Here is a 26,795-nt window from a genome sequence, read left to right on the forward strand (position 1 = left end):
GCCTGAATCCGCTGATTTTCACGCCGTGACGGTAGATTTAGGACCGGAACAGCCGTTTCCGCCAGCCAGGAGATCCGAAAACCTTGCACCTCAAAAGCCTGACCGTCCGCGGATTCAAGTCCTTCGCTTCGGCGACGACTTTCGAATTCGAACCAGGGGTCACCGCGGTGGTCGGGCCCAACGGCTCGGGAAAGTCCAACGTGGTGGACGCCCTGGCCTGGGTGATGGGTGAACAGGGCGCCAAGACCCTCCGCGGCGGCAAGATGGAGGACGTCATCTTCGCCGGCACGTCCGGGCGCCCGCCGCTGGGCCGCGCCCACGTCTCCCTCACCATTGACAACAGCGACGGCGCCCTGCCGATCGAGTACAGCGAAGTCACGATTTCCCGCACGCTGTTCCGCGCCGGCGGATCAGAGTACGCCATCAACGGCGCCGGCTGCCGGCTCCTGGACATTCAGGAACTGCTCTCCGATTCCGGCCTCGGCCGGGAAATGCACGTGATCGTGGGGCAGGGCCAGCTGGACAAGGTGCTCCACGCCACCCCGGAGGACCGGCGCGGCTTCATCGAAGAAGCCGCAGGCATCCTCAAGCACCGCCGGCGCAAGGAAAAGACGGTCCGCAAACTCGAAGCGATGCAGGCCAACCTCGCCCGGCTCAGCGACCTCACCGGCGAAATCCGGCGGCAGCTCACCCCGCTCGGCAAACAGGCCGAAGTGGCACGCCGCGCCCAGAGCGTCCAGTTCGAGGTCCGCGACGCGCGTTCCCGGCTTCTGGCGGACGACCTGGTCCAGCTGCAGCAGGCACTGGCCCAGGAAATCGCGGACGAGAGCGCACTCAAGGGCCGCCGCGGCGTCGTCGGGCAGGAACTCGAGCTAGGCAGGCAGCGGCAGGCCCGGCTCGAACAGCTCGCCGCCGAAGCCACGCCCGGGCTCAACGCGGCGCGCGACACCTGGTACCGGCTCTCCGCCGGGCGGGAACGGCTGCGCTCGCTGGGCTCGCTCGCCGGGGAGCGGCGGCGTCTCCTCGGGGCCTCTGAAGACGTCCCTGATGCCGGCCGCGACCCGGAGCAACTCGACCGGCAGGCCGCCCGGGTCCGGGAGGAACAAGCCGGGCTGGAGCGCCAGATCGTGGAGCGGCGCAGCCTCCTGGACCGCGCCAGCGAGGCCAAACAGGACGCCGAACAGGCCTCGGCAGCCGAGGACAAACGGCTCGCGGCCCTGCTCCGCGCGGCCGCGGACCGCCGCGAGGGCCTGGCCAAACTGGCAGGCCAGGTGGGTGCCGCACGCTCCCGGGTGGAGTCGGCGCAGGCGGAAGTCGGCCGGCTCCGTGAGTCCCTCAAGGCGGGGGAGGAACGCCGCAGGCAGGCCCACGCCGAGTTCGCTGCCCTCGAAACCCAGGTTGCCGGCGTGGAGGACGGCGAGGAAACCCTCGATTCCGACTACGAGGACGCCTGCGCGGCCCTGGACACCATCGCCGCTGAGATCGACGCGCTGCAGGCCGCCGAACGCGAAGGCGAGCGGGAACGCGGTGCCCTGTTTGCCCGCCGCGACGCCCTCCAGCTCGGACTCAACCGCAAGGACGGTTCCAGCCACGTCCTCGGCGCAGGAATCCCCGGGGTGCTCGCTTCCCTGGCGTCGATGATCTCGGTGGAGCCCGGTTTCGAGGCCGCCATCGCGGCGGCCCTGGGCGCCGCCTCCGACGCCATCGTGGTGCAGGACAGTGACGCTGCGGCCACCGCGGTGCAGCGTTTGAAGGACGACGACGCCGGGCGGGCCGCGCTGCTGCTGCCGGGGGAGTCCCCGGCCCGGCCGGCGTCCGGTGCGCAGCTCCCCGGGGGTGCCCGGTGGGCCTCCCAGCTTGTCGCGGCGTCGGGTGCAGAGGACGCCGCCCGGCTGCCGCTGTCCGGGCTGCTGGCGGGCATCGCCGTCGTCGAGGGTCTGGACGCTGCGGGGAAACTGCTCGCCGCGCGTCCGGACCTGACGGCCGTGACCCGGGCCGGGGATGTCGTGACCGCGCTGCTGGTGAGCGGAGGCTCCGCGAAGGCGCCCTCGCTGCTTGAAGTGCAGGCCGCGGTCGACGACGCGTCCGCCCGGCTTGCCTCGGTGACCGCGGGGCTGGAGCGCCAGCGTTTCGCGCTCGCGTCCGCACGCGCCCGGCAGGCCGCGGCGCAGGACCGTGCCGATGCCGCGCTGGACAAACTCCACGATTCGGACGCCCGGCTGGCGGCCGTGGCCGAACGCCTGGGCCACCTGAATTCCGTGCTGCGCAGCGCCGTCGGGGAAAGCGGGCGGCTGGCTGCCTCCCTCGCCAAGGCCGAGGCGAACATCGCCGGGGAGCAGGACGCGCTGGAAGCCGTGGCGGCACGGCTCGCCGCCGCGCAGGAAGCGCCCGCGGAGCACGAGCCGTCCCCGGAACACCGTGACGCGCTCGCGCTGGCCGCGTCGCTGGCCCGCAGTGCCGAAATGGAGGCCCGGCTCGCCCTGCGCAGCGCCGAGGAACAGCTCACGGCCACCCGGAACCGGGCGTCGTCGCTCGAACGGGCCGCCGCCACCGAGCGGCGCGCCCGCGAGGAAGCGGCCGAGCGGGCACGCCGCCGCCGGCTCCAGGCCACGCGGGCCGCGGCAGTCTCCGCCGCCGTCGATCAGGTGGTCGGCTTTATCGATGTGTCCGTCGAACTCGCGCGGCAGGAGCGCGACCGGGCGGAGGAACGCAAGGAGCGGATGGATGGCGAGCTCGCCGCGGTACGCAGCAGCAACGATGCCCTCGCCCGCGAACTGGCCGAACTGACCGACTCCGTGCACCGCGACGAGCTGTCCCGCACCCAGCAGCGGCTCCGGATCGAGGCCCTGGAACTCAGAAGCGTCGAGGAGCTGGGACTGACCGCCGACCAGCTCGTGGCCGATTTCGGCCCGAACCAGCTTGTTCCCGTTCCCGCCGCGGAATCAGCAGACAAGTGGGCGGCCCTGCGCACCCCGGTGGACGAGGACGGGTGCGAGATCGTGGCCGGCAAGCCGTTTGTCCGGGCGGAGCAGGAGAAGCGGCTCAAACGGGCCGAGCGGGACCTGTCCGCGCTGGGCCGGGTCAACCCCCTGGCGCTGGAGGAGTTCGCTGCCCTCGAGGAACGCCACCAGTTCCTCAGCACCCAGCTCGCGGACCTGAAATCCAGCCGCAAGGACCTGCTGGACATCATCAAGGAAGTCGACGAGCGGGTCCAGAAGGTCTTTGCCGAAGCGTTCGAGGACACGTCGGCGCAGTTCGTCCGGATCTTCGCGCGGCTGTTCCCCGGCGGCGAGGGCCGACTGGTCCTCACCGACCCCTCGGACCTGCTCACGACCGGCATTGAGGTTGAGGCGCGGCCGGCCGGCAAAAAGATCAAGCGGCTCTCGCTGCTCTCCGGCGGCGAACGTTCGCTGACCGCGGTGGCCCTCCTTGTCGCGATCTTCAAGGCCCGGCCGTCACCGTTCTACGTGATGGACGAGGTGGAAGCGGCCCTGGACGACACCAACCTCGGCCGGCTCATCACCATCTTCGAGGAGCTGCGCGAATCCAGCCAGCTCATCATCATCACGCACCAGAAACGCACCATGGAAGTCGCCGACGCGCTGTACGGCGTCACCATGCGCGGCGACGGCGTCTCGACCGTCATCAGCCAGCGCCTCGGCGCCGACGTCTGAGGCACGCCCGCGTGCGTTTTCAGGCCCCGCGCCGGCTTTCCGGATTGTGAGAAGCTAGGGGAGTGAACGACATCCTCCCCATTCTTCTGCCCATTCTCGCCGCCCTGGTGGTCCTCGGTGCGCTCATTCCGGTCCTGATGAAAACCCGGAAGAACATCACCAACTACCCCGGAAAGCGTGACGCGAACGATCCTGTGGAGCCCGGTGCCGGCGGCGGAACCCTGCTCGAGGACCGCCCCGCGCCCACGACGCGCGACCGCACAGCGCCGGATTTCAGCGACCACGAGGCCCTGGCAACCGTTGAAGTCCCGGACAGCGTCGCCGGCCTGGAAACCGTCCCGGTGGAAACCCCGCTGCCGGTGGCCGGGCGCCTGATCCGGCTGCGCGAACGCCTGATCAAGTCCAACAACATCCTTGGCAAAGGCCTGCTGGCACTGCTCTCCGCAGACAAGATCGACGAAAACGTGTGGGACGAGGTGGAGGAGACCCTGCTGCTCGCCGACCTCGGCACCGAGCCGACCCTGCAACTCGTGGACGCCCTCCGCGAACGCGTCAAGGTGCTCGGCACCCGCTCCCCGGAACACGTCAAAGCCATGTTGCGGGAGGAACTCATCAAGCTGGTGGACCCGACGATGGACCGCAGCCTGCGGGTCGAACGGCACGCCGACAAACCCGCCGTCGTGCTGGTGGTGGGCGTCAACGGCGTCGGCAAGACCACCACGGTGGGCAAGCTCGCCCGCGTGCTCGTCGCCGAGGACAAGGATGTCCTGCTGGGCGCCGCGGACACCTTCCGCGCCGCCGCCGCCGAACAGCTCGCCACCTGGGGCCAGCGCGTCGGCGTCGCCACCGTGAAGTCCGACGTCCACGGTGCGGACCCGGCGTCGGTCGCCTATGAGGCGGTCAAGGCCGGCATCGACCAGGAGGTCGACGTCGTAATGATTGACACCGCCGGCCGCCTGCAAAACAAAGTGGGCCTGATGGACGAGCTCGGCAAGGTCAAGCGGGTCATCGAGAAGCTGGCCGAAGTGGATGAGGTGCTCCTGGTCCTCGACGCCACGACGGGTCAGAACGGCCTGAACCAGGCCAGGGTTTTCGCCGAGGTCGTGAACATCACCGGTATCGTCCTGACCAAGCTGGACGGCACGGCCAAGGGCGGCATTGTGGTGGCCATCCAGAAGTCGCTCGGCGTCCCGGTCAAGCTGATCGGCCTGGGCGAGGGGGCGGACGACCTCGCCCCCTTCGACGCCGAGAGCTTCGTTGACGCCATCCTGAACTAACCCGCCGCAGAAGTGACTTAAAGCCAGCTGGCTCCCAGTTGATGCCGCCGGGAATCCCGGAGCGGCATCAACTGGGAGCCAGCTGCGTGTGGCGGCTAGTGCTTGAAGTTCAGCACGGTGACCGTTCCGGCCGTCAGCTTGAACGTCTGCGTCTGGGAGCCGTAGGCGAACCCCTCCACCGTGGCACGGGCCGCGAGCGGAACCGGTTCGGACTTGGCACCGTCGATCACCGTGCTGTCCTCGGCCGCGTAGCTGGGGCCGGACAGCTGGGTCATGGTTCCCGTCAGCGCGCGCGCCGGCAGATTGAGTGTGACCTCGGTCTGGGCGGCTTTCTCGGGGTTGTTCTCGTTGACCAGGACAACGGTGGTGCTTCCATCGGCGTTCCGCAGGGCGTAGCTGAACATCAGGCCGCCGCCTTTCGCGTCCAGCTTCAGGAACTTCCCGCCCTCCATCTCGGCGACCATGGAGATGCCGAAGAAGTTGGCCCGGCCGGAAACCTCGCCATTGGGCTTGAGGTAGGCTCCGCCGCTGCAGATCGCGGACATGGCGGGACCGCCCTTGCAGGTGATCATTGAACTGTGGAAACCGATGCGCGTAATGCCAAGCTGTGCGGCGTTGAGGGCATAGTCGGCGGTCCAGAGGGCGGAGGCGTGCGTGCGCGAGGTCTCGTTGGACCCGGGGCAGGCGGCGATCCCGGTCTCCGGGAGCCAGGTTTCGATCCCGGCCGCCTGGCCGGCTTCCAGGGCAGCCTGCTGGTAGTCGTCGGCGCGGTCGTGCATGAGCTGGCTCATGACGTTCGAGATGGTCGGCGAACTCTTGGGGTCGCTTCCGTCGCAGCTGTGGAGGGGGTAGTTGTGGAACGACAGGATCTTCTTTTGCGCAATGTCGGCATCAATGAACGGCTGCCACCACTTCCGGTCATAGGCGCCTGGGCCTGAGATGGGAACGTTGGGGGCGACCTCGTTGATCGCGTTCGCGTACGCCTTGAGCTCCTCGACATACTTGTCGACGCCGTAGCCATTCGGGCGGACGCCGTTGAGTCCGAAGCCATTCGGCTCGTTGCCGACAGTGAAGCTCAGCAGCCTCGGTCCGAAGATCTGGGCTGCATGCTTGGCCATATCCGCGGCGCGGTCCGGGTTGTAGTGTCCAAGGTCGACGGTAAGGCTGACGGTCGCGTCGGCAGCTTCCAGCAGCGTGTTCAGCCGGGCCAGGTCCGCGGGACCGACGGCACTGACCGGATGTGCTTTGTCCCCTGTGTAGTTGGAGGGGACCGCCTCGTTGGTCGACGTCCAGAAGAAGCGGCGGTCGACGGCGTTGCCTCCGAACCGGAGCACCGGCTGGTCGGCTTCCTTGAAAAGCTTCACAATCGAGGCATTGTCGCCGCTCAGGGCGGGGTCGGCGAGGTCGGTAGCCTCCAACGAGATCCCGACCAGGCCCTTGCTCAGCGAGGTGCCGACCTGGTCTGTCGAGACATTCACCTGGAGCGGCTCCACCGCTTCCAGCGGCGACCCGGCAGGCGGGCCCGGCTGCTTGTAGTAGCTGACCTCCGGCGCCGGAGGCAGTGCCGCCGCTGTTGTGGGCGCCGTGCCCGTCGAAGGGGACGCGCTGAGGTCTGCTCCGGCACCGGGCCTGAGGAAGAACACCAGCGACGCCGCCACGGCAAGGACTGCCGCGATCACTGTGACCACGACGGCGGGACGCAGCGGCTTGCGCCTTGTCCCGGCCCTGCGCTCCGGCCTGTAGTCGGGGTTTGGTCCGGGCGAACGATCTTGGCGTGGCGTCACAAACTTCTCCAGCTTCTGGGTGGGAACTCCCAATAGCCTAACGAAGTCCGTCGGTGCGGTTCGACCCGGAGGCGGCCGGCGCGCCCGTCCGGGCGGCGTCAGGCGCTGCGGTTGGCTGGCCGCTGGAACGTCTCCCGGGCCAGTAGCCAGCCGGCCGCGGCCGCAATCAGGACGCCGCCGGTGACGCCGAAAGCCCAGCCATAGCCCAGCCGGTCTGCGAGGACCCCGGCGAGTACCGGTCCGATGATCGCGCCGCTGTCGGCCGTCATCTGGAAGATGGCGAGCACCCGGCCGCCGGAACGCTCGTTGCCGATCACGTCGGCCATGGCTGCCTGCTGGGCCGGACCGAGGAGCCCTGAACCGATGCCGGCGAGAGCGGTCGCGGCCAGGAACCAGGGCAGTTCATGCGTGAAGCCGATCGCTCCCGTGGCGATGCCCGTCACCAGAAGACCAGAAATCATCATGGGCTTCCGGCCCAGGCTGTCTGCGAGTTTGCCGGAGAACGTCAGCGCCACGGCATTGGCTGCGGCGAACATGGCCAGGGCCCAGCCCGCCGATTCCGGTCCCGCGTTCAGCGCGGCGACCGCGAAGAGCGGCACCGTGGCCATCCGCACGCCGAAGGTTGCCCAGCCGTTCGCGAAGCTGGAGAACAGCCCCGCCCGGTACGCGCTGTCGCGGAGGGCTGTCCGCAGCTCCATTGCCGGCGCCGAACTTCCGTCCGGGCGGGAGGCCGCCGGCACGTGGCTCAGCTGGGTCTGCACCACAACCGCGGCCAGGACCAGGGCGGCGGCGTAGACGAGGAACGGCACGCGCAGGCCGAAGCCGGCCAGCAGACCGCCCACCACCGGCCCGCACACGTTGCCGATCAGGAACGCCGAGGCGTAGGCCCCGGACACCCGGCCGCGGCTCTCGGGCGGCGCCAGGCGCACCACCAGGGCCATCGACGCTACCGTGAACATCACCGAGCCGGCGCCGCCGAGGCCTCGAAAGATGAGCAGCTGCCAATAGTCCTGGGCGAAGGCACAGGCCGCCGTCGACGCCGCGACGATCAGCAGACCGGCCACGTAGACCGGCCGTTCCCCGAGCCGCACAATCAGCGCACCCCCTGCGGGGGCAAACACGAGCCGCATGAACGCAAAGATGCTCACGATCACGGCAGCCGCCGTCGCCCCGACGTCGAAAGTGGTGGCGAACTGCGGGAGCACCGGGGCCACCAGGCCGAAGCCAAGGGCGATGAGGAAGGCAGCCACCAACATCACCTTGATGTCCCGGGGCAGCACGGCACTGCCGCGGGTCCGGGGACCGGCCTGCGGCGGGGAGCCCGCGGGGCGGGAGGACTTACTCATGGGTGCGGCTTCCTGCAATACGGGCGGGCGGCAACGGCGATGTTGGAACTCTCGAAACATAACCGTAACAAGAAGGATTTGCACCATTTACTTCCGGGAGGTTCTTGTAACAACCCGGCAATCTAAATCCTCCGCCGGCGAAACACTACGCCGACAAAATCTTCTTAGAACGCAAACCGCGTTGAGGCACGCGGAGAACTCCGCAGGAACAAAGATTGCATCCAAGCAAGGGAGGACGTGCACCATGGAACTTACCGCAGGTCACGTATGGCTGATGGTGGCAGCAGCACTCGTGCTGTTCATGACACCAGGACTCGCATTTTTCTACGGCGGCATGACGCGCGCCAAGGCCGCACTGAACATGATGATGATGAGTTTCATCTCCATCGGCATGGTCGGTGTGGTCTGGGTGCTCTGGGGCGCCTCGATGAGCTCCGGTGAGGGCTTCCTGCAGATGGTGGGAAACCCGTTCGCCACCTTCGGGCTGGAGGGCATTGACACTCCTGACGGACTTATCAAGGTCGGCTATGGAGCCACCTTCGCCATCATCACCGTCGCCCTGATCAGCGGCGCGATCGCTGACCGCGCCAAGTTCGGCGCCTGGTCCGTGTTCGTCCCGGTCTGGGTAACCCTCGTTTACTGCCCGCTGGCCTACATGGTCTGGGGCGGCGGGCTGTTCGGCCCGGAAGGCGCAATCGGCCAGGCCCTCGGCCCGGCAATTGACTTCGCCGGCGGCACGGTCGTCCACATCAACGCCGGTGTTGCCGCGCTGGTCCTGGTGCTGATCATCGGCAACCGCAAGGGCTTCGGCAAGGACCCCAACCACCGCCCGCACAACATCCCGTTTGTGATGCTCGGTGCCGCGATCCTGTGGTTCGGCTGGTTCGGCTTCAACGGCGGCGCGGCAACGACGGCGGAACAGGGCGGCCTGATCTGGGTCAACACCCTGGCAGCCCCGGCTGCGGCCATGCTCGGCTGGCTCATCACGGAGCGTGTCCGCGACGGTCACCCGACCTCGCTCGGTGCCGCCTCCGGTGTGGTGGCTGGCCTCGTTGCCATCACCCCGGCCTGCGCCAACGTCAGCCCGATCGGCGCCCTGTGCCTTGGCCTGGTCGCCGGTATGGCCTCCGCCCTCGCCGTCGGCCTCAAGTTCCGCTGGGGCTTTGACGATTCGCTCGACGTCGTCGGTGTCCACCTCGTCTCGGGCATCATCGGCACCGTGGCGCTGGGCTTCATCGCCCTCCCGGCTGACGGTGTGGGCGGCGGCCTGTTCTACGGCGGCGGCTTCACCCAGCTGTGGGCCCAGCTCGCGGCGGCCGGAACCGCCATCGTTTTCTCCGCAGTGATGACCGCCATCATCGCTTTCGCCATCCACAAGACCATGGGCTTCCGGGTTTCCCAGGAGCAGGAAGTGGTGGGCGTGGACCTCAGCCTGCACGCCGAAACCGCCTACGAATTCGGTGTTGGCGGCCACGGCGGAAGCTTCACCCCGCTGCACGAACTCATCACCGGCAAGTCCCAGGCCCCGGCTCCCGCCGCCGAAACGGTGGACGCGTCGTCCAATGGCAAGAAGTCCGCAGCAGCAGGCAAGGAAAGTGTGGAGGCATGAAACTGATCACAGCAATCGTCCGGCCGGAGAAGCTCGACGCCATCCGGGAAGGGCTCGAAGCCTACGGCGTGCAGGGCCTCACGGTCAGCGCGGCCAGCGGCTACGGACGGCAGCGGGGCTACACCGAGGTGTACCGCGGCGCCGAGTACAACGTTGACCTGCTCCCCAAGATCCGGGTGGAAGTCCTGGCCACCGACGAACAGGCGGACGACATCCTGGATGTCATCATCGCCAGCTCGAACACCGGCCGGGCCGGGGACGGCAAGGTCTGGACGATGGACGTGTTCGAGGCGGTGCGGGTCCGCACCGGAGAACGCGGATCGGCTGCCATCTAGCCGGCAGCTGAAACAAAGGCGGGCCGGGTACCTTGAAAGGTTCCCGGCCCGCCTTTGTCTGCCCGGCAGTTGGGACAGGACCTCGGCGGTCAGCCCGGTCAGCCCGGCCAGCTGTCCGGTCCGTCGCTGCCGGCGGCGTACTCCTCCAGCGGTGCGCTGTCCCGGGCCCAAGCCTTGAGGACAGGCTCCATGATCCGCCAGCAGTCTTCCGCGGTATCGGCGCGGACGGAGAGCAGCGGATCGCCGGTCAGGACGCCCTCCAGGACCTCCCCGTACGGCAGCAGTTCGGAGCCGCTGAGCTCGGCCTCCAGGGTGGCGCGGTCCAGGCTCAGGACATCGCCGGGGCCGTTCACGTCGACGTCGAACTGCAGGGTGTCAGGCCCGAATCCAATCCTCAGCTGGTTCGGGGAGTCCACGCCGGTGAAGCCCCGGGGCAGGTGCGGCACCGGCCGGAAGGTCACCACGGCTTCCTTGCGTTTGATGCCCAGGGCCTTGCCGGAACGCAGAATGAATGGGACACCCTGCCAGCGCCAGTTGTCGATCTGCACTTCCACCTCGGCGAGCGTCTCGGTGCCGCGGGCCGCGTCGACGCCGTCTTCGTTGGCGTAGTCGGGGACCTTCCGGCCGCCGATGGATCCAGCGGTGTACCGGGCGCGCCGGGTGCTCTTCGCGTAGGGTGCCTTGATGCTGCCGGCGCGCAGCACGGTGGCCACGGCGTCGCGGAGGTCCCTCTCCTCCACCGAGGCGGGCGGTTCGATCGCCAGCAGGGCCATGATCTGCAAAAGGTGGCTCTGGATCATGTCGCGGAGGGCGCCGGCGCCGTCGTAGTAGCGGGCCCGGCCTTCCAGCGCGAGGTCCTCGTCAAAGACAATCTCGATTTTTTCGATGTGCTCGCGGTTCCACACCGGTTCCAGGAAGGTGTTGGCGAAGCGCAGGCCCAGAATGTTCAGCACTGTCGCCTTGCCCAGGAAGTGGTCCACCCGGTGGATGTGGTCCTCCGGGGCCAGCGCGGCCAGGGTCTTATTGAGGTGACGGGCGGACTCCGCACTGGAACCAAACGGTTTCTCCATGACCAGCCGGGTCCCGGCGGGCACCTGGCCGGGAGCCAGCGCTTCGCAGGCCAGCTGGCTGACGCGCGGCGGAAGGGCGAAGTAGATGGCCACCGGCCCCTCCAGCTGCGCCAGCAGGCCCGCCAGCTGCCCTTCGGCCGTGACATCGAGCTGGTGGTAACTGGAGGATTCGCGGATCCGCTTCAGTTCCCGCCGGCCATAGGCCTCGGCCTGGGAGTGGGCGTCCGCGAAGGACTCCTCGATGCGCTCCAGCCACTGTTCCGGCGTCCAGGCATCCGAACCGGCGCCCACCAGGCTGAGCCCGTCGGCGCGTCCCCGGGACACCAGCCGGGCAAGGCCCGGCAGCAGCAGCCTGCCGGTCAGGTCGCCCGACGCGCCCAGGATGAGGAGGGTTTTCACTGTTATTCGGCTCGTCACCTAAGCCAGCATGCCATCTTCAAGGCGCGTCTTGGTACCCTAGATAGTCGAGTCCCGTTGTCGAGGCGGTTCGTTCAGGCGAACATCAGTCGCGACGCTGGCGTGCCGGACCGGCCGCCATCCGTAGATCCACTGAAAGAAGTGCACGGCGCGTGTTCAATTCACTCTCTGACCGGTTGACAGCAACCTTCAAGAATCTCCGTGGCAAGGGCCGCCTGACCGAGGCGGACGTTGACGCCACGGTCCGCGAAATCCGGCGCGCCCTCCTGGACGCCGATGTCGCCGTTCCCGTGGTCCGCGAATTCACCGGGCGGGTGCGCGAGCGTGCCCTGGGCGCGGAGGTCTCCGCCGCCCTGAACCCCGGCCAGCAGATCGTGAAGATCGTCAACGAGGAGCTCGTCGAGATCCTCGGCGGCGAGACCCGCCGGATCCGGCTCGCCAAGACCGGTCCCACCATCATCATGCTCGCCGGGCTCCAGGGTGCCGGTAAAACCACCCTGGCGGGCAAGCTCTCCAGGTACCTCAAGGCGCAGGGCCACAGCCCCATGCTGGTGGCCTGCGACCTGCAGCGTCCCAATGCCGTCACCCAGCTCCAGGTCGTCGGCCAGCGCGCCGGCGTGCCCGTCTTCGCCCCGCACCCGGGCGCCACGTCCACCGAGCTGGACCACCCGGCGGGCGACCCGGTCGCTGTCGCCCGCGCCGGCGTCGAGGAAGCCCGCCGCACCCTGCACGACGTCGTGATCGTTGACACCGCCGGCCGGACCGGCGTGGACGCGGAGATGATGGAGCAGGCGCGGCAGATCCGCCGCGCCATCGTTCCGAACGAAGTGCTGTTTGTGGTCGACGCCATGATCGGCCAGGACGCCGTCAACACGGCCATGGCCTTCGACGAGGGCGTCAACTTCACCGGAATCGTGCTCTCCAAGCTCGACGGCGACGCCCGCGGTGGTGCCGCACTCTCGGTCTCCTCCGTCACCGGCAAGCCCGTGATGTTCGCGTCCACCGGCGAAGGCCTGGACGACTTCGAGCTCTTCCACCCGGACCGGATGGCCTCCAGGATCCTCGACCTCGGTGACGTGCTCACCCTGATCGAGCAGGCGGAGAAATCCTGGGACAAGGATGAGGCCGCCCGGATGGCGAAGAAATTCGCCGACCAGGAAGACTTCACCCTGGACGACTTCCTCGCCCAGATGCAGCAGATCCGCAACATGGGTTCCATGAAGAAGATGCTCATGATGATGCCCGGAGCGCAGAACATCCGGCAGCAGCTCGAGCAGTTCGACGAGCGTGAAATTGACCGCGTCGAGGCGATTGTGCGTTCCATGACCCCGCATGAACGTGTTGCCCCCAAGATCATCAACGGTTCCCGCCGGGCCAGGATTGCCCGCGGCTCCGGTGTGCATGTTTCCGAGGTCAACGGCCTGCTGGAGCGTTTCGCGCAGGCCCAGAAGATGATGAAGAAGATGGCCGCCGGCGGGGGCATGCCGGGGATGCCGGGGATGCCCGGCATGGGCGGGGGAGGGCCCCGCAAGGGTGCCAAGAGCGCGCCCAAGAAGAAGGCCCGCTCGGGCAACCCGGCCAAGGCCGCACAGGAGCTCAAGGATGCCCAGGCCCGCCGGGCCGAAGGCGCGAAGGCTCTTCCGACCGGTGCCGCGTTCGGCCAGCAGGGCGCGGACTTCGATCCCTCCCAGCTGAACCTGCCCAAGGGCTTCGACAAGTTCCTCGGCGGCGGCAAATAGGCCGCTGCCGGCCGAGATGTCGGCGGCCCGTTCCCGGGCCGGTGTCATAGGGTTAGACCATGTTCAAGCAGCGCGTAGTCTTCGTCCACGGGGCGGGCAGCTTCGGCGCTGCCGCTTGGCCGAAACAGCACGGGATGGCGCTGGATTATGACGCGCTGTTCCTGCGCCGCCACGGCTATGACCCGGTCGCCGAGCCGCTGGAAACGGACTTCGCCGCCGACGCCGCCATCGTCCTGTGCGCCCTGGCCGATGACGGCCGCGGCGAAACCGGCGGGCACGTCGTCGCCCATTCGCAAGGTGCCATCGCCGCGATGATGGCCGCCGTCGACCGGCCGGAACTCGTGCACTCCCTGACCCTCGTGGAACCGGCCTGCCTCTCGCTCACCGCGGATCAGCCGGCGACGGCGGCGCACCGCGCCCTGATGCAGCCGCTCTTCGACGTCCGTCAACAGCTGAGCGATGAGGATTTCCACCGCGAATTCGTCCGCCGGGTCTTCGCTGCCCACACCCCGGCCCAGGCGGCGCTTGGTGCTCCCGGCCCGGAGGACCAGCGGGAGGCGCGCCGCCTGCGCCTGCAGGCTCCGGCCTGGGATGCCCCGCTGCAGATCGTCCCGGGCGTCCCCACGCTGGTCCTGACCGGCGGCTGGGAGCCGCTCTACGAAGAAATCGCGGGCTACCTGCGCGAGACCGGAGCCCTGCACCGCATCGCGCCGGGCGGGCACCGGCCCCACGATTCAGCGGAGGGCAACCGGCTCATCCGGGGGTTCATCGCCGACGTCGGCCGGCAGCAGCACGCCCAGGCCTCCTAGCTGCCTGCGGGTCCCGCCGCGGCAGGGTCCGGCAGGTAGACCTTGCCGCCCGAGGCCAGGAACTCGGTGCTCTTGGCCCGCATCCCCGCCGCACGCGCGGCCAGCGCGGACTCCGGGTCCGCGGACCCGTATTCGTCCCGGATGTCCTGGCTGATCCGCATGGAGCAGAACTTGGGCCCGCACATCGAGCAGAAGTGGGCGGTCTTGGCCGGCTCCGCGGGAAGCGTCTCATCGTGGAAGGCTTCCGCCGTCACCGGGTCCAGGGACAGCCCGAACTGGTCCCGCCAGCGGAACTCAAATCGTGCCTTGGACAGCGCATCGTCGCGTTCATGCGCGCCGGGGTGGCCCTTGGCCAGATCGGCGGCGTGGGCGGCGATCTTGTAGGTGATGACGCCGGTCTTCACATCGTCCTTGTTGGGCAGCCCAAGGTGTTCCTTGGGCGTCACGTAGCAAAGCATGGCGGTGCCGTAGCGGGCGATCTCGGTGGCGCCGATTGCGGAGGTGATGTGGTCATAGCCCGGGGCAATATCGGTCACCAGCGGCCCCAGCGTGTAGAACGGGGCGCCTTTGCAGAGTTCCTGCTGGCGTTCCACGTTTTCCCGGACGAGGTGGAACGGCACATGGCCCGGACCCTCCACCATGACCTGGACATCGAACCCCCAGGCCCGCTGTGTCAGCTCGGCCAGGGTGTCCAGTTCGGCGAACTGCGCCGCGTCGTTGGCGTCTGCGGTGGCACCGGGCCGCAGGCCGTCACCGAGCGAGAACGCGACGTCGTAGCGGGCGAAGATTTCGCAGAGCTCGTCGAAGTGGGTGTAGAGGAAGTTCTCCTGGTGGTGGGCCAGGCACCAGCCGGCCATGATCGCCCCGCCGCGGGACACGATGCCCGTGACCCGGTCGACCGTCAGCGGCACATAGCGCAACAGCACCCCGGCGTGGATGGTCATGTAGTCCACGCCCTGCTCGCACTGCTCAATCACCGTGTCCCGGAAGACTTCCCAGGTGAGGGCGTTGGCCTCGCCGTTGACCTTCTCCAGCGCCTGGTAGATCGGGACCGTGCCGATGGGGACCGGGGAGTTGCGGATGATCCATTCGCGAGTGGTGTGGATGTCGTCCCCGGTGGAGAGGTCCATCACCGTGTCCGCACCCCATTGGGTGGCCCACTGGAGCTTGTCGACCTCCTCCGCGATGGAACTGGTCACGGCCGAGTTGCCGATGTTGGCGTTGATCTTTACCAGGAACGCCTTGCCGATGATCATCGGCTCGGATTCGGGGTGGTTGACGTTGCTGGGGATGATGGCGCGGCCCGCGGCCACTTCGGAGCGGACCAGTTCGACGTCGCAGTTCTCGCGCAGCGCCACGAACCGCATCTCCCGGGTGATGACCCCGTCCCGTGCGTAGCGCATCTGCGTGACCGTCCGGCCGTCGACCGCGCGGCGCGGCACCGGCCGGTCGCCCCTCCACTCGGCCGACGCCGCGCCCCGGCGCACCGCCGACCTGCCGTCATCGAGCAGCTCCCGTTCCCGGCCGGCGTAGGTTTCGGTGTCCGCCCTGGCCTCAATCCAGGGCGCCCGGTACGGATCCAGCCCGCGGACCGGATCGCTGCCCGGGCCGGCCGTGCGGTAGACCCGGAAGGGTGGGTTCCCAACGCCGCCCGGTGAGGGTTCCAGGGCAATCTCGGTCACCGGGACGCGGATGCCATGGTCCGGGTCCGTGGTGAAGGCCAGCGAATGGGACTTCAGCGACTGCGTGGTGGCTGCAGACTCGTTGTGGACTGACTCATTTTGGACAGGGCTGTGCTGTGTTAGTTGCGTATTCACGAAAATACTCACTTCCTTCGCCGGCATTACCCGGACAGGTTCAACGGTCGCAGGCTGCCATAGCCCGATCTCAGCCCCTGCAGGGGCACCCGTGTGGTCGTAGACGAAGCTACCACACGCCGTCCGGAGGGCCGCGGTGTGTGACGGCGCCCGGTCCGGCCGCGGTTTAGGCTGTAAGCCATGACCGGCATCTTCGAGTTCAGTGGCCCCATTCTCACCGGACCCGACCAGGAACGCCGCGGGCTCTGGTCCGTGGACGGACTGCTGACCTTCGACCGTCCGGCCGCCGCGCCGGACCTCGTCCTGGCCGGGTGGGTCATCCCCGGGCTGGTCGACGCGCACTGCCATATCGGGCTCGGCCCCGGAGGTGACGTCACCGAGCAGCTGGCGGAAGAACAGGCCCTGACCGACCGCGACGCCGGAACCCTCCTGGTCCGGGACGCCGGCGCCGTGCACGACACCCGCTGGATCCGGCAACGGGCGGACCTGCCGCGCATCATCCGCTCAGGCCGGCATATCGCCAGGACCCGGCGGTACCTCCGGGGCTTCGCCGTCGAGGTGGAGCCCGGGAACCTGGTGGAGGCCGTGCGTAAGCAGGCACGGGCCGGCGACGGCTGGGTCAAACTTGTGGGGGACTGGATCGACCGTGACGCCGGCGACCTCGCCGCCAGCTTCCCGGCCGGCACGCTCAAAGACGCTGTCCAGGCCGCCCACGACGAAGGCGCCCGGGTCACGGCCCACTGCTTCGCCGAAGACACGCTGGACGACATGCTCGATGCCGGCATCGACTGCATCGAGCACGCAACCGGCCTGCTCCCGCGGCATCTGGAGCGTTTCGTCGAGCAGGGTGTGCCGATTGTGCCTACGCTCATCAACATCGCCACCTTCCCCGCCATCGCCGCGCAGGCGGAGGCGAAGTTCCCCAGGTACGCGTCGCATATGCGCTCACTCTGGGAGCGCCGGGCGGAACGCGTCCTGGCAGCCTTCGACGCCGGCGTCACCATCTACGCCGGAACGGACGCCGGCAGCGTCATCAGGCACGGACGCATCGTCGACGAGCTCCAGTCGCTGCACGCCGCCGGGCTCCCGGCCACGTCCGCCCTCGACGCCGGCACCTGGGCCGCCCGCGCCTGGCTCGGGGCGGACGGCATAACGGAAGGTGCCAGCGCGGACGTCCTGGTCTGCGCCGAAGACCCGCGCAGCAATCTGGCCACCCTGCGGGACCTCCGGCACATCGTGTTGCGCGGAGAACTGGTCCGCCGGGACGATCCGACCCGGTTAGGAATAAATTGAAGCTTCAAGTAATTTAGAGATACATAAAGGTCATCGACGGGCGGTGGCCGACCTTAGTACCGGAGCGATCACATGACTGCAGGAAACAGCACCCAGGATCTTCTTCCCGCCGAACTCACCATGGGCACCGTGATGCTCAAGGTCGGCGACATGAAGATCATGACGGACTATTACCAGCGCGCCCTCGGCCTCGATATTGTGACCGAGCAGGACGGCGGACTCTACCTGGGCCGCAAGCAGAAGCCCCTGGTCCATCTGGCACCGGCGCCCGGCCTGAGCGTCCCCTCCCGCGGTGAGGCCGGCCTCTTCCACACGGCCCTGCTGTTCGACGACCAGACCTCCCTTGCCGCCACCGTCGCCAGCGCGGCGCAGTATGAGCCGCAGTCCTTCAGCGGCAGCGCCGACCACCTCGTCAGCGAAGCCTTCTACTTCACCGATCCGGAGGGCAACGGGATCGAGCTCTACTGGGACCGTCCCCGCGATGCCTGGTCCTGGGACGGCAAGAACGTGGTGATGGACAGCCTGGCCCTGCCGCCGCAGCGCTACCTCGAGCAGTTCCTGACCGAGGAATCCGTGCGCGGGCAGCACCAGGCGGAGGCCGGCATCGGCCACGTCCACCTGCAGGTCGGCGACGTCCAGTCCGCCCAGGACTTCTACGTCGGAACCCTCGGGTTCGAAAGGACGGCGGGCTGGCACGGACAGGCCCTGTTCGTCTCGGCCGGCGGCTACCACCACCACATGGCCATGAACGTCTGGAACAGCCGTGGCGCCGGTCCCCGCCGCGACACCCTGGGGCTGGGCGAGGTGCTGATCGAGGTACCCTCCGGTGACGACGTCGGGGCCCTCGCCGACCGCCTCAAGATTGCCGGTGTGCAGTCCCACCACACCGGAGCCGAACTGCGCTTCGAGGATCCGTGGCGCAACCGGATCCGTGTCGCCGTCCGCTGAGAGTCCGCCGGGCTGGACCGGTTAGGCTGGGGCGACGCCGAAATCAGCGGCCCAGCGCCGCCAGACATCTAAGGATGAGCTCCATGGGATTCACCGAAGTCTTTGTTTCCACCCACGATGAAGCCCTCAAGCGCGCCACCGCCCTCGACGGCGGGGCCGCCGCGGCTGCCGGGGCCGTCCGGATCGCGGATATCAGCGACTTCGAAGTCGAGCGCCTGGGCGACCTGGCCGGCACGGCCGTCCACGCCTCGGGCGCCGACTATGAACTCGCGATGGTCGATGTGGCCAGCGACTCCCTGCTGGGCGTCCCGCCGGCGATGGTCCGCGCCCTTGCCGAGCTGCTCAGCTACGAGACCGAAGGCGAAGGCGACGTCCTGGCCGACGTCGCCGACAGCTGGGCGGCTGAAGAGGACATGCCCTTCGGTGCCGAGCAGGCCGCCCGCTACGTCCGGCAGCTCGCGGAACTGGCCGCCGGCGTCGATCCCGACAGCAAGTCCGGCCTCTACGTCTGGACTTCCTGATCCACAGCCCCAAAATCGACCGGTTGCGGGTGTCAAGTCGATATCCCGCCGCTGATCTGGCACAATAAACAGGTACTCGATCTGCGTGGCCCCTCTCTCCGCGTTCGGATCCTGTCCTTTTAGAACCCCCTAGTATGGCCCGCCCCACGGGTGCAGAACGCCGGGCTCGACCCCGTTTCAGAAACAGGAGTGACCACAAAAGTGGCCGTAAAGATTCGCCTTAAGCGCTTTGGCAAGATGCGCGCACCGTACTACCGCATCGTCGTCATGGACGCACGCTCCAAGCGTGACGGCCGTGCCATCGAAGAGATCGGCAAGTACCACCCGACCGAAGAGCCCTCGTACATCGAGGTCGACACGGACCGTGCCCAGTACTGGCTCGGCGTCGGCGCACAGCCGTCCGAGCAGGTTGCGGCGATCCTCAAGATCACCGGTGACTGGCAGAAGTTCAAGGGTCTCCCGGGCCAGGAGGGAACCTTGAAGACCAAGGCTCCCAAGGCTGCCTTCGTCGCCCCGGAAAAGGGTTCCGTGATCATCCCGGAAGCCATCACCAAGAAGGCCAAGAAGGACGACGCAGCCGAGGCTCCCGCCGACGCCGCCGAAGCAGAGACCACCGAGGCTGAGTAAATTGCTGGCCGAAGCGCTCGAGCACCTCGTCCGCGGGATCGTTGACAGTCCTGAGGATGTCAAGGTCAGTGCGAAGAACAACCGCCGCGGGGACACCCTCGAAGTGCGCGTTCATCAGGACGACCTCGGACGGGTGATCGGCCGCCAGGGCCGCACCGCACGCGCCCTGCGCACTGTGGTGGCAGCACTGGCTGACGGCGAGCCGGTCAGGGTCGACGTCGTCGACACCGACCGCCGCCGGTAACGCTTTCAGCAGTATCTGTCTTAAGTCCGGCCCCTTCACCAGATAATGGTGGAGGGGCCGGACTGTTTTCCCCAGTAGACCCGCAGAAACACCAATCCCGAACAGAGGAACAGATGCAGCTTCAGGTGGCACGAATCGGCAAGCCCCACGGCATCCGCGGCGAAGTAACCGTCCAGGTGCTCACGGATGCACCCGGTGACCGCTTCGTCCCGGGGACCCAGTTCGTGGTGGAACCGGCCTCGGCCGGCCCGCTCACCATCCTCAGTGCACGCTGGAACAAGGACATCCTGCTGCTGGCCTTCGAGGAGATTGAGACCCGCAACGAGGCGGAAACCGTCCGTGGGGCCAAGCTGTTCATCGAAACTGAAGAACTCGACGACGATGACGACGACGAAGGCTGGTACGAGCACGAGCTCGAGGGCCTGGAGGTCCGCGTCGGAGACCAGGTGGTCGGCAAGGTTTCCGGCCTGCACACGCTCCCGGTCCAGGACCTGCTGGTGGTCACCGCGACGGACGGCAAGGAAGTCCTGATCCCCTTCGTGGAGCAGATCGTTCCCGAGGTCAACGTCGGCGAAGGCTACGTCCTGGTCACTCCGCCTCCGGGCCTCTTCGAGGTCAATGCCGAGGATGAGTCCCCCGCCCCCGACGCCGGTGCCGACACCGGAGACAACGCCTAAATGAGGATCGACGTCGTCAGCATCTTCCCCGACTACCTGGCTCCGCTGGAACTCTCGCTGATCGGCAAGGCACGCCAGGACGGGCTGCTGGAGCTGAATGTCCACGACCTCCGGGACTTCACAACGGACCGGCACCGGACCGTGGACGACACCCCGTACGGCGGCGGCGCAGGTATGGTTATGAAGCCCGAACCGTGGGCGCAGGCGCTGGCGGCCGTGGCGGCCGACCGCCCTGCGGAGGCGGCGAAGCCAGTCCTGATCGTGCCGTCACCGGCGGGGGAGCGGTTCACCCAGGCCACGGCCCACGAACTCGCGGAAGAAGACCGGCTGGTCTTCGCCTGCGGCCGCTACGAAGGCATCGACGAGCGCGTGATGGAATGGGCCGCCGGGCACTTCACGGTGCGGCCCGTGAGCCTCGGCGACTACGTCCTCAACGGCGGCGAAGTGGCTGTGCTGGCCATGGTGGAGGCCATCGGGCGCCTCCTGCCCGGCGTCGTCGGAAACCCGGAATCGCTCGTGGAGGAATCGCACTCGGATGGGCTGCTGGAGTACCCGGTCTACACCAAGCCGTCGAACTGGCGGGAGCGCGAGGTCCCGGCGGTGCTGCTCAGCGGTAACCACGGCAATATTGCCCAGTGGCGCCGGCACGAACAGTACCGACGCACCGCAGAACGCCGCCCGGACCTGCTCGCGGAGTTCGACGCCGGCAGGTTGCCCCGCGCTGACCGCACCGCCTTCGCGGACCTCGGGTACGACGTCGTGGACGGCCACCTGGTGCGCCGCGCGGACACCGGCGGGCATTCCGCCTGAGCGGATTGGCTGGAAGGCCCCGGATGTGGCAAAATTAGTCCTTGTGCCAACTGGGTTGCGAACCTGCCACAGGGGGAGCGTGACCAACAGCGCGGCACCCGGCACCGTCAAGTCATGACGGAGCCGGATTCACAAATTTTCGGCGGGAATTTCCGGGCCGCTTTTGCGCCCGGGCTTGGCCGCCGTGACCCAACGTGAAGGACCTGTGGCGTTCACCAGGAGTGAATCAATGCATATTCTCGATTCCGTAGATGCAGCCTCGCTGCGCACCGATGTTCCTGTTTTCCGCGCGGGTGACACCCTCAAGGTTCACGTGAACATCATCGAAGGCAAGAACTCCCGTGTCCAGGTCTTCCAGGGCTTCGTTCTGGGCCGGCACGGCGACGGCCTGCGCGAAACCTTCACCATCCGCAAGGTCTCCTTCGGCGTTGGCGTGGAGCGTACCTTCCCGGTGCACTCCCCGATCATCGAGAAGATCGAGCTCGTCTCCAAGGGTGACGTGCGCCGCGCCAAGCTGTACTACATGCGCGATCTGCGTGGCAAGGCCGCGAAGATCAAGGAAAAGCGCGACTTCCAGACCGCCAAGTAAGACTTTTCCGGCTTCCACCGCAGTCTTCCATCGCGGGTCCACGGACCGTGTCCGGCCAGCGCCGGAGCATCCGCAACAGCGCTGTTCACTTCAGAAAAGCGTTAGAGGATACGGACCATGGAGCACACAAAACGCCAGCCAGGGAAACTCGGCTGGCGTTTTGTGTTGCTGGCCATGGTCCTGGCCGTGCTCATCAGCGGACTTATCCGGTCGATGTGGCTCGATGTCTACTACATCCCCTCCGCCTCAATGGAGCCGCTCTTCCGCGAAGGGGACCGGATCCTCGTGTCGCGGACGGACTTCCGGGCCGGGCCGGTGGGCCGCGGCGACATCGTCGTCTTTGACGGCAGGGGATCCTTCGCCCCGCTGAACAGCGGCCAGGGCCCCGTGCTGGACTTCCTCGGCGGCGTCGGGCACTGGATCGGCCTCTCCGGCGGCGAGAACACCTTCATCAAGCGAATCATTGGACTGCCCGGCGACCACGTGATCTGCTGCGACGGCGCCGGCAAACTCACAGTGAACGGCCAGCAGCTTGCGGAACCCTATCTCTATCCGGGGGACTCCACGAGCGAGCAAAAGTTCAGCGTGATCGTTCCCCCGGGCCGGCTCTGGCTGATGGGGGACCACCGTTCCCTTTCTGCCGATTCCCGCAGTCTCCTGGGGGCTCCCGGCGGCGGCATGGTGCCGCGGGACCGGGTGATCGGCAGGCCCGTCCGGATCATCTGGCCGCTTGATAGATTTACAGCAGTAGCACGGCCTGCCGAGGCCGCCACGACGACAGCGAAGAACGGACCGTAAATGCCCGAGACCGGACCCCGGACTCCTGATCCGCGGGGGCAGGACCAGCCCCGGGTTGACTCCTCAGTGATTCCCGCCACAGAGGACCCCGTGGGTGGGGCCTACGCGGCCGAGCCGGCTCCGGTCCCCGGGCCCGGCCCTTCGGAGGCGGCCCGGGACATCCCCGCCCGGGACATCCCCGCCCGGGACATCCCCGCAGCGGACGGACCGGCCCATGCGGGAACCGCGTCGAAGCGTGCGCGCCGGGCGAAGTCCCGTGAGCGCCACGGTCCGCTGTTCCTCTGGGCCAAGGAAGTGGCCACGGTGGTGCTCGTCGCCATCGTCCTGTCCTTCCTGATCAAAACCTTCCTCTTCCGGGCCTTCTACATCCCATCCGAATCCATGGTCAACACCCTGGACGTGAACGACCGCATCTTCGTGAACCTCCTGGTCCCGGAGCCGTTCGCCCTGCAGCATGGCGACGTCGTTGTGTTTCGGGACACCCAGGGCTGGCTCGTCCCGATGGCGGAGAAGGAAGCCGGCCCCTTCACCTGGGTGCAGGACGGGCTGACGTTCGTTGGCCTGCTCCCGGACAATTCGGAGCAGCACCTGGTCAAGCGCGTCGTCGGGCTGCCCGGGGATCATGTGGTGTGCTGCGACGCCGGCGGCAGGCTCATGGTCAACGGCGCGCCGCTGGACGAGAGCTATGTCAACCCCGCCGAAGTGCCCCAGGTCCGGGACTTCGATGTTGTGGTGCCCGACGGCAAGGTCTGGGTCATGGGCGACAACCGGAACCATTCCGCCGACTCGCGCGCCCACACGGACAGCAACGGCGGCTTCGTCGACATCGCCGACGTCGAAGGCAAAGCCGCGGTCATCGCCTGGCCGCTGAACCGCATGACCGCAATTGACAACTACCCGGACGTCTTCCGCGACGTGCCCGCCCCGGCGGGAAAGTAGCGGGCCAGCCATGTCCGAAGCCCCCACCCTCGACTACGAGCACCGGTTCCGCAGCTCCGGAGCCCGGCTCCTCGCCGGCATCGACGAGGTGGGCCGAGGAGCCCTCGCCGGGCCCGTCAGCGTCGGCATTGCCGTCATCGATCTTTACCAGCAGAAACTGCTCGCCGATGTGCGGGACAGCAAACTGCTCAAGGTGGCGGACCGCGAACGGCTGGTACCACTGGTCAAAGGCTGGAGTGTGGCTTCCGCCGTCGGTCATGCCTCGGCGAACGAGATCGACGCCCTCGGCATCATCGCCGCGCTCCGGCTCGCCGGGACGCGTGCATGGCTCGCGGTCCTTGCCGCCGGCGTCACCCCGGACGTGGTGCTGCTGGACGGCAGCCACAACTGGCTCTCGCCGGAGACCCAGCCGTCCCTGTTCGACGACGGACCGGTGGAACCGGGCTGCGACGCGCCGGTGCATACGCTGGTGAAGGCGGACATGCAGTGCCTGAGTGTTGCCGCGGCGTCCATTTTGGCCAAGGTGGAGCGTGACGGCATGATGCGCGAACTGCACACTCAATTTCCCGCCTTCGGCTGGGACGAGAACAAGGGCTACGGCACCGCAGCACACAAAAACGCGCTCCGCGCCGCCGGACCCACACCCTACCACCGGGTGAGCTGGCAACTGCTCGCAGACTGATGCCCGCACCGGTGCCCGCCCGCAGGGCAACGGGCGGGCCGCGGGTGCCGCGGGAGGCCCCGTGGCGCGCAGGCGCCGCCGGATGGTGCAAGATGGAATCATGAGTGCCGAGGACCTTGAAAACTATGAGACCGACATGGAGCTGCAGCTCTACCGCGAATACCGCGACGTTGTCGGGCTGTTCAGCTATGTGGTCGAGACCGAACGGCGATTCTATCTGGCCAACCACGTTGACCTGCAGGCCCGCAGCGCCGACGGCGAGGTCTACTTCGACCTGACGCTGCAGGACGCCTGGGTCTGGGACGTCTACCGCTCCGCCCGCTTCGTCAAGAGCGTCCGCGTGATCACCTTCAAGGATGTCAACGTCGAGGAGCTCCCGCGCAGCGAGGAACTCGCCCTGCCCAAGGTCGGGGACCTCGGGAACTGACCCGGCTGACCCGCCGGCGGCTAGTCGAGCTCCTGGCGAAATGCACCAAGGCTGGCGTGCAGTTGCCTGAGGCCGACTGCTGTCATGCTGAGGGTGGCCGGGTCCGCGTCCTTAGCTGATGTCCCGAAAGCGAAGGGCCATCTTCGGGCGGTCCTCCTCCGCCGGGATGCAGCTCACTTCGATGAACATTGAGTTGGCCTGATCCGGGAAGCCGGTTGCGGTTTTGAACTGCGCCCGCGGCCCGGTGGAGGCCGGAATTTGAAGGCTACGACGGGGCCACGACAATCCCGGGCCCACGGTTCCTGAGTGCGTACCTGGCCCTGACCCGGGACGCCGGGTTCCTGAAATGGCGGGCCACACTTGGGTTTCCCACATAGCGTCATTGGCGCCTGTGCCAAGGCCCTGCCGCGGCGCACGCTGTTCTTATGAGAGCTAAAGACGTGCTGGGCCGGCGCGGGGAGGAACTCGCGGCCGGCTACCTCAAGGCCCAGGGCATGCGGATCGTGGACCGCAACTGGCGGTGTTCCGAGGGTGAAATCGACATTGTCGCGCTCGACGGCGACACTCTGGTCATCGCCGAAGTGAAGACGCGCAAGTCCCTTGCGTACGGGCATCCGTTCGAAGCCGTCGGCGTGGCCAAGCTGGCCCGCCTGCACCGGCTGGCCTCTGAGTGGTGCCGCCACCATGAACTCCGGATGCCGCTACGCCGGGTCGATGTGATCGCCGTGCTCGACGACGGCTGCGGCGATCCCGCCGTGGAGCACCTCAAGGGAGTGGGGTAGGTGGCGCTCGGCCGGACCTACGCGGTGGCCCTCGTCGGGCTGAACGGCTACATCGTTGAAGTGGAGGCTGACATCGGCCAGACGCTCCCGGCCTTCGTCATCCTGGGTCTGCCGGATGCCTCACTCAACGAGGCCAAGGAACGGATCCGCTCGGCCGCCCAAAACTCCGGAATTCCCCTGAGCCGACGGAAGATCACAGCCAACCTCATCCCGGCGTCGCTGCCCAAACGAGGCTCCGGCTTCGATCTGGCCATCGCCATGGCCGCCCTGCTGGCCTCCAACGATGTGCGGTCCACGGGACGGACAGTGTTCATCGCCGAACTGGGACTGGACGGCAGGCTGCGCCCGGTCCGCGGTGTCCTTCCCGCCGTCATGGCGGCGGTGCGGGCCGGTTACGCAGACATCGTCGTGGCGCAGGCAAACGCCGCCGAGGCGGAGCTGGTGCCGGGCGCACGGGTGCAGGGCTACGCGACGCTGGCCCGCCTGGCCTTCGATTTCGGGGCCGATCCGCAGGAGCTCGCCCTTGACTTTGAGCCTGAGCCTGAGCCCGAGCCTGGCGAAGCCGAGGCCGGAGCTGAGACGCCTTCCCTTACACCGCCGGACATGCGGGACGTCTCCGGGCAGGGGGACGCCCGGAAGGCACTGGAGGTCGCCGCTGCCGGCGCACACCATCTGCTGCTGACTGGCCCGCCGGGGGCGGGAAAAACGATGCTGGCCGAACGGCTTCCCGGGCTCCTGCCGGATCTGGCCGACGCCGAGGCAATGGAAGTGACCGCCATCCATTCGCTCTGCGCCCTGACTTCGGCCTCCCTTCAGCTCGTGCGCAGACCGCCGTATGAGAACCCCCATCACACCGCCACTTCGGCGGCAATCATCGGTGGCGGCTCCGGGCTGCCGAGACCCGGGGCCGCATCACGGGCCCACCGTGGGGTCCTGTTCCTTGACGAGGCCCCTGAATACGAGCGCCGGGTCCTCGACGCGCTCCGCCAGCCGCTGGAAAGCGGCGAGCTGGTGCTGCACCGTTCGGCGGGAACTGCGGCCTACCCTGCACGCTTCCAGCTGGTTCTTGCGGCCAATCCCTGCCCCTGCGGCAAGGCCACCGGCAAGGGAATCGACTGTATCTGCACGCCCACCATGCGCCGGCGGTATCTGGCCCGCCTGTCCGGGCCGCTGCTGGACAGGGTCGACATCCAGCTGAAGGTCGAGCGGGTGTCGCTGGCCGAATTCGGCCAGCCGGGGGCCGAAGAGGACACGGCCACCATCGCGGCCCGCGTCCGTGCAGCACGGGAACGCCAGCTCGCGAGGCTGCTGCCGTTCGGCATGGAGACCAACGCCCAGGTGCCGGGGCGTGTGCTGCGCGGTGCCCTGCGGCTTGGCGCCCCCACCACCAGGATTCTGGACCACGCCCTGGAACGCGGCGTGCTCACTGCACGCGGCTACGACCGCGTGTTGCGTCTGGCGTGGACCCTGGCGGACCTTGGCCTCCGGGATGTCCCGGCGGCAGATGACATCGGACGGGCGCTCAATCTTCGACAGGCGGCCGTCGCCGCTTAGCAGAGCACAACTGACGCTGCCGCAGGA

The 26,795-nt window shown here is 67.9% G+C and carries 24 protein-coding genes and 1 riboswitch; of the genes, 20 read left to right on the forward strand and 4 right to left on the reverse strand.

Features of this window, described 5'->3' with window-relative positions; genetic code table 11:
• Positions 1 to 83 precede the first annotated feature (83 nt).
• Together smc and ftsY are read left to right on the forward strand one after the other, a co-directional pair.
• Positions 84 to 3,674, forward strand: a complete 3,591-nt coding sequence (gene smc / locus J2X01_RS16185) for a chromosome segregation protein SMC (RefSeq protein ID WP_310059623.1) — start codon at positions 84 to 86, stop codon at positions 3,672 to 3,674.
• A gap of 62 nt (positions 3,675 to 3,736) precedes the next feature.
• Entirely contained in the window at positions 3,737 to 4,951 is a 1,215-nt protein-coding gene (gene ftsY / locus J2X01_RS16190; protein ID WP_310059626.1) for a signal recognition particle-docking protein FtsY, read from the forward strand.
• Positions 4,952 to 5,046: 95 nt separating this feature from the next.
• Here ftsY and J2X01_RS16195 read toward each other — a convergent pair whose 3' ends face one another.
• Positions 5,047 to 6,735: a hypothetical protein gene (locus tag J2X01_RS16195; protein WP_310059628.1), complete on the reverse strand. Its 1,689-nt coding sequence runs from the start codon at positions 6,733 to 6,735 to the stop codon at positions 5,047 to 5,049.
• A 98-nt stretch (positions 6,736 to 6,833) separates the two neighbouring features.
• On the reverse strand, positions 6,834 to 8,081 hold the full coding sequence (locus J2X01_RS16200; protein ID WP_374724984.1) for an MFS transporter: 1,248 nt from the start codon (positions 8,079 to 8,081) through the stop codon (positions 6,834 to 6,836).
• Between the two features lie 244 nt (positions 8,082 to 8,325).
• Between J2X01_RS16200 and J2X01_RS16205 the strand changes: the two genes are divergently transcribed.
• Both J2X01_RS16205 and J2X01_RS16210 read left to right on the forward strand, forming a co-directional pair.
• Complete coding sequence (locus J2X01_RS16205; RefSeq protein ID WP_310059630.1) at positions 8,326 to 9,690, forward strand: ammonium transporter; 1,365 nt, start codon at positions 8,326 to 8,328, stop codon at positions 9,688 to 9,690.
• The gene (locus tag J2X01_RS16210; RefSeq protein WP_264354265.1) at positions 9,687 to 10,025 is read left to right on the forward strand and encodes a P-II family nitrogen regulator; all 339 of its coding nucleotides are present in this window, start codon (positions 9,687 to 9,689) and stop codon (positions 10,023 to 10,025) included. The genes J2X01_RS16205 and J2X01_RS16210 overlap by 4 nt, the downstream gene beginning before the upstream one ends.
• 98 nt (positions 10,026 to 10,123) lie before the next feature.
• Here J2X01_RS16210 and J2X01_RS16215 read toward each other — a convergent pair whose 3' ends face one another.
• Positions 10,124 to 11,494: a glucose-6-phosphate dehydrogenase gene (locus tag J2X01_RS16215; protein ID WP_374724985.1), complete on the reverse strand. Its 1,371-nt coding sequence runs from the start codon at positions 11,492 to 11,494 to the stop codon at positions 10,124 to 10,126.
• A 170-nt stretch (positions 11,495 to 11,664) separates the two neighbouring features.
• On the opposite strand from J2X01_RS16215, the gene ffh reads away from it, so the two are divergent.
• Together ffh and J2X01_RS16225 are read left to right on the forward strand one after the other, a co-directional pair.
• On the forward strand, positions 11,665 to 13,251 hold the full coding sequence (gene ffh / locus J2X01_RS16220; protein WP_310059635.1) for a signal recognition particle protein: 1,587 nt from the start codon (positions 11,665 to 11,667) through the stop codon (positions 13,249 to 13,251).
• Positions 13,252 to 13,310: 59 nt separating this feature from the next.
• On the forward strand, positions 13,311 to 14,060 hold the full coding sequence (locus J2X01_RS16225) for an alpha/beta fold hydrolase (protein WP_310059639.1): 750 nt from the start codon (positions 13,311 to 13,313) through the stop codon (positions 14,058 to 14,060).
• Here the strand turns inward: J2X01_RS16225 and thiC are convergent.
• On the reverse strand, positions 14,057 to 15,877 hold the full coding sequence (gene thiC / locus J2X01_RS16230) for a phosphomethylpyrimidine synthase ThiC (RefSeq protein ID WP_310059642.1): 1,821 nt from the start codon (positions 15,875 to 15,877) through the stop codon (positions 14,057 to 14,059). The genes J2X01_RS16225 and thiC overlap by 4 nt on opposite strands.
• A riboswitch (TPP riboswitch) is annotated at positions 15,873 to 15,980 on the reverse strand. Its footprint overlaps the gene before it by 5 nt.
• Before the next feature lie 77 nt (positions 15,981 to 16,057).
• Between thiC and J2X01_RS16235 the strand changes: the two genes are divergently transcribed.
• From J2X01_RS16235 to J2X01_RS16300, 14 genes are all read left to right on the forward strand, one after another.
• Complete coding sequence (locus J2X01_RS16235) at positions 16,058 to 17,170, forward strand: amidohydrolase family protein (protein WP_310059644.1); 1,113 nt, start codon at positions 16,058 to 16,060, stop codon at positions 17,168 to 17,170.
• Positions 17,171 to 17,242: 72 nt separating this feature from the next.
• Entirely contained in the window at positions 17,243 to 18,118 is an 876-nt protein-coding gene (locus J2X01_RS16240) for a VOC family protein (protein WP_310059647.1), read from the forward strand.
• Positions 18,119 to 18,201: 83 nt separating this feature from the next.
• Positions 18,202 to 18,639, forward strand: a complete 438-nt coding sequence (locus J2X01_RS16245) for a hypothetical protein (RefSeq protein ID WP_310059650.1) — start codon at positions 18,202 to 18,204, stop codon at positions 18,637 to 18,639.
• 201 nt (positions 18,640 to 18,840) lie between these two features.
• A complete protein-coding gene (gene rpsP, locus J2X01_RS16250) occupies positions 18,841 to 19,266 on the forward strand; it encodes a 30S ribosomal protein S16 (RefSeq protein WP_310059652.1) in 426 nt (141 codons plus the stop codon).
• 1 nt (position 19,267) lies between these two features.
• On the forward strand, positions 19,268 to 19,510 hold the full coding sequence (locus J2X01_RS16255) for an RNA-binding protein (RefSeq protein ID WP_056426755.1): 243 nt from the start codon (positions 19,268 to 19,270) through the stop codon (positions 19,508 to 19,510).
• 113 nt (positions 19,511 to 19,623) lie between these two features.
• Positions 19,624 to 20,187, forward strand: a complete 564-nt coding sequence (gene rimM / locus J2X01_RS16260; protein WP_310059654.1) for a ribosome maturation factor RimM — start codon at positions 19,624 to 19,626, stop codon at positions 20,185 to 20,187.
• On the forward strand, positions 20,188 to 20,997 hold the full coding sequence (gene trmD, locus J2X01_RS16265; RefSeq protein ID WP_310059657.1) for a tRNA (guanosine(37)-N1)-methyltransferase TrmD: 810 nt from the start codon (positions 20,188 to 20,190) through the stop codon (positions 20,995 to 20,997).
• 229 nt (positions 20,998 to 21,226) lie between these two features.
• On the forward strand, positions 21,227 to 21,586 hold the full coding sequence (gene rplS / locus J2X01_RS16270; protein WP_310059660.1) for a 50S ribosomal protein L19: 360 nt from the start codon (positions 21,227 to 21,229) through the stop codon (positions 21,584 to 21,586).
• Between the two features lie 117 nt (positions 21,587 to 21,703).
• The gene (gene lepB / locus J2X01_RS16275; protein ID WP_310059662.1) at positions 21,704 to 22,384 is read left to right on the forward strand and encodes a signal peptidase I; all 681 of its coding nucleotides are present in this window, start codon (positions 21,704 to 21,706) and stop codon (positions 22,382 to 22,384) included.
• On the forward strand, positions 22,385 to 23,323 hold the full coding sequence (lepB, locus tag J2X01_RS16280) for a signal peptidase I (RefSeq protein ID WP_310059664.1): 939 nt from the start codon (positions 22,385 to 22,387) through the stop codon (positions 23,321 to 23,323). It begins immediately after the preceding gene.
• Positions 23,324 to 23,333: 10 nt separating this feature from the next.
• Positions 23,334 to 24,005, forward strand: a complete 672-nt coding sequence (gene rnhB / locus J2X01_RS16285; RefSeq protein ID WP_310059667.1) for a ribonuclease HII — start codon at positions 23,334 to 23,336, stop codon at positions 24,003 to 24,005.
• A gap of 100 nt (positions 24,006 to 24,105) precedes the next feature.
• A complete protein-coding gene (locus tag J2X01_RS16290; protein WP_226761804.1) occupies positions 24,106 to 24,432 on the forward strand; it encodes a DUF2469 domain-containing protein in 327 nt (108 codons plus the stop codon).
• Positions 24,433 to 24,857: 425 nt separating this feature from the next.
• Positions 24,858 to 25,214 (forward strand): YraN family protein, encoded by a 357-nt coding sequence (locus tag J2X01_RS16295; RefSeq protein WP_310059670.1) that lies wholly within the window; start codon positions 24,858 to 24,860, stop codon positions 25,212 to 25,214.
• Entirely contained in the window at positions 25,215 to 26,768 is a 1,554-nt protein-coding gene (locus tag J2X01_RS16300) for a YifB family Mg chelatase-like AAA ATPase (RefSeq protein WP_310059671.1), read from the forward strand. It abuts the gene before it with no gap.
• Positions 26,769 to 26,795 lie beyond the last annotated feature (27 nt).

It is taken from the genome of Arthrobacter ginsengisoli (assembly GCF_031456935.1).
Lineage (GTDB): Bacteria > Actinomycetota > Actinomycetes > Actinomycetales > Micrococcaceae > Arthrobacter > Arthrobacter ginsengisoli.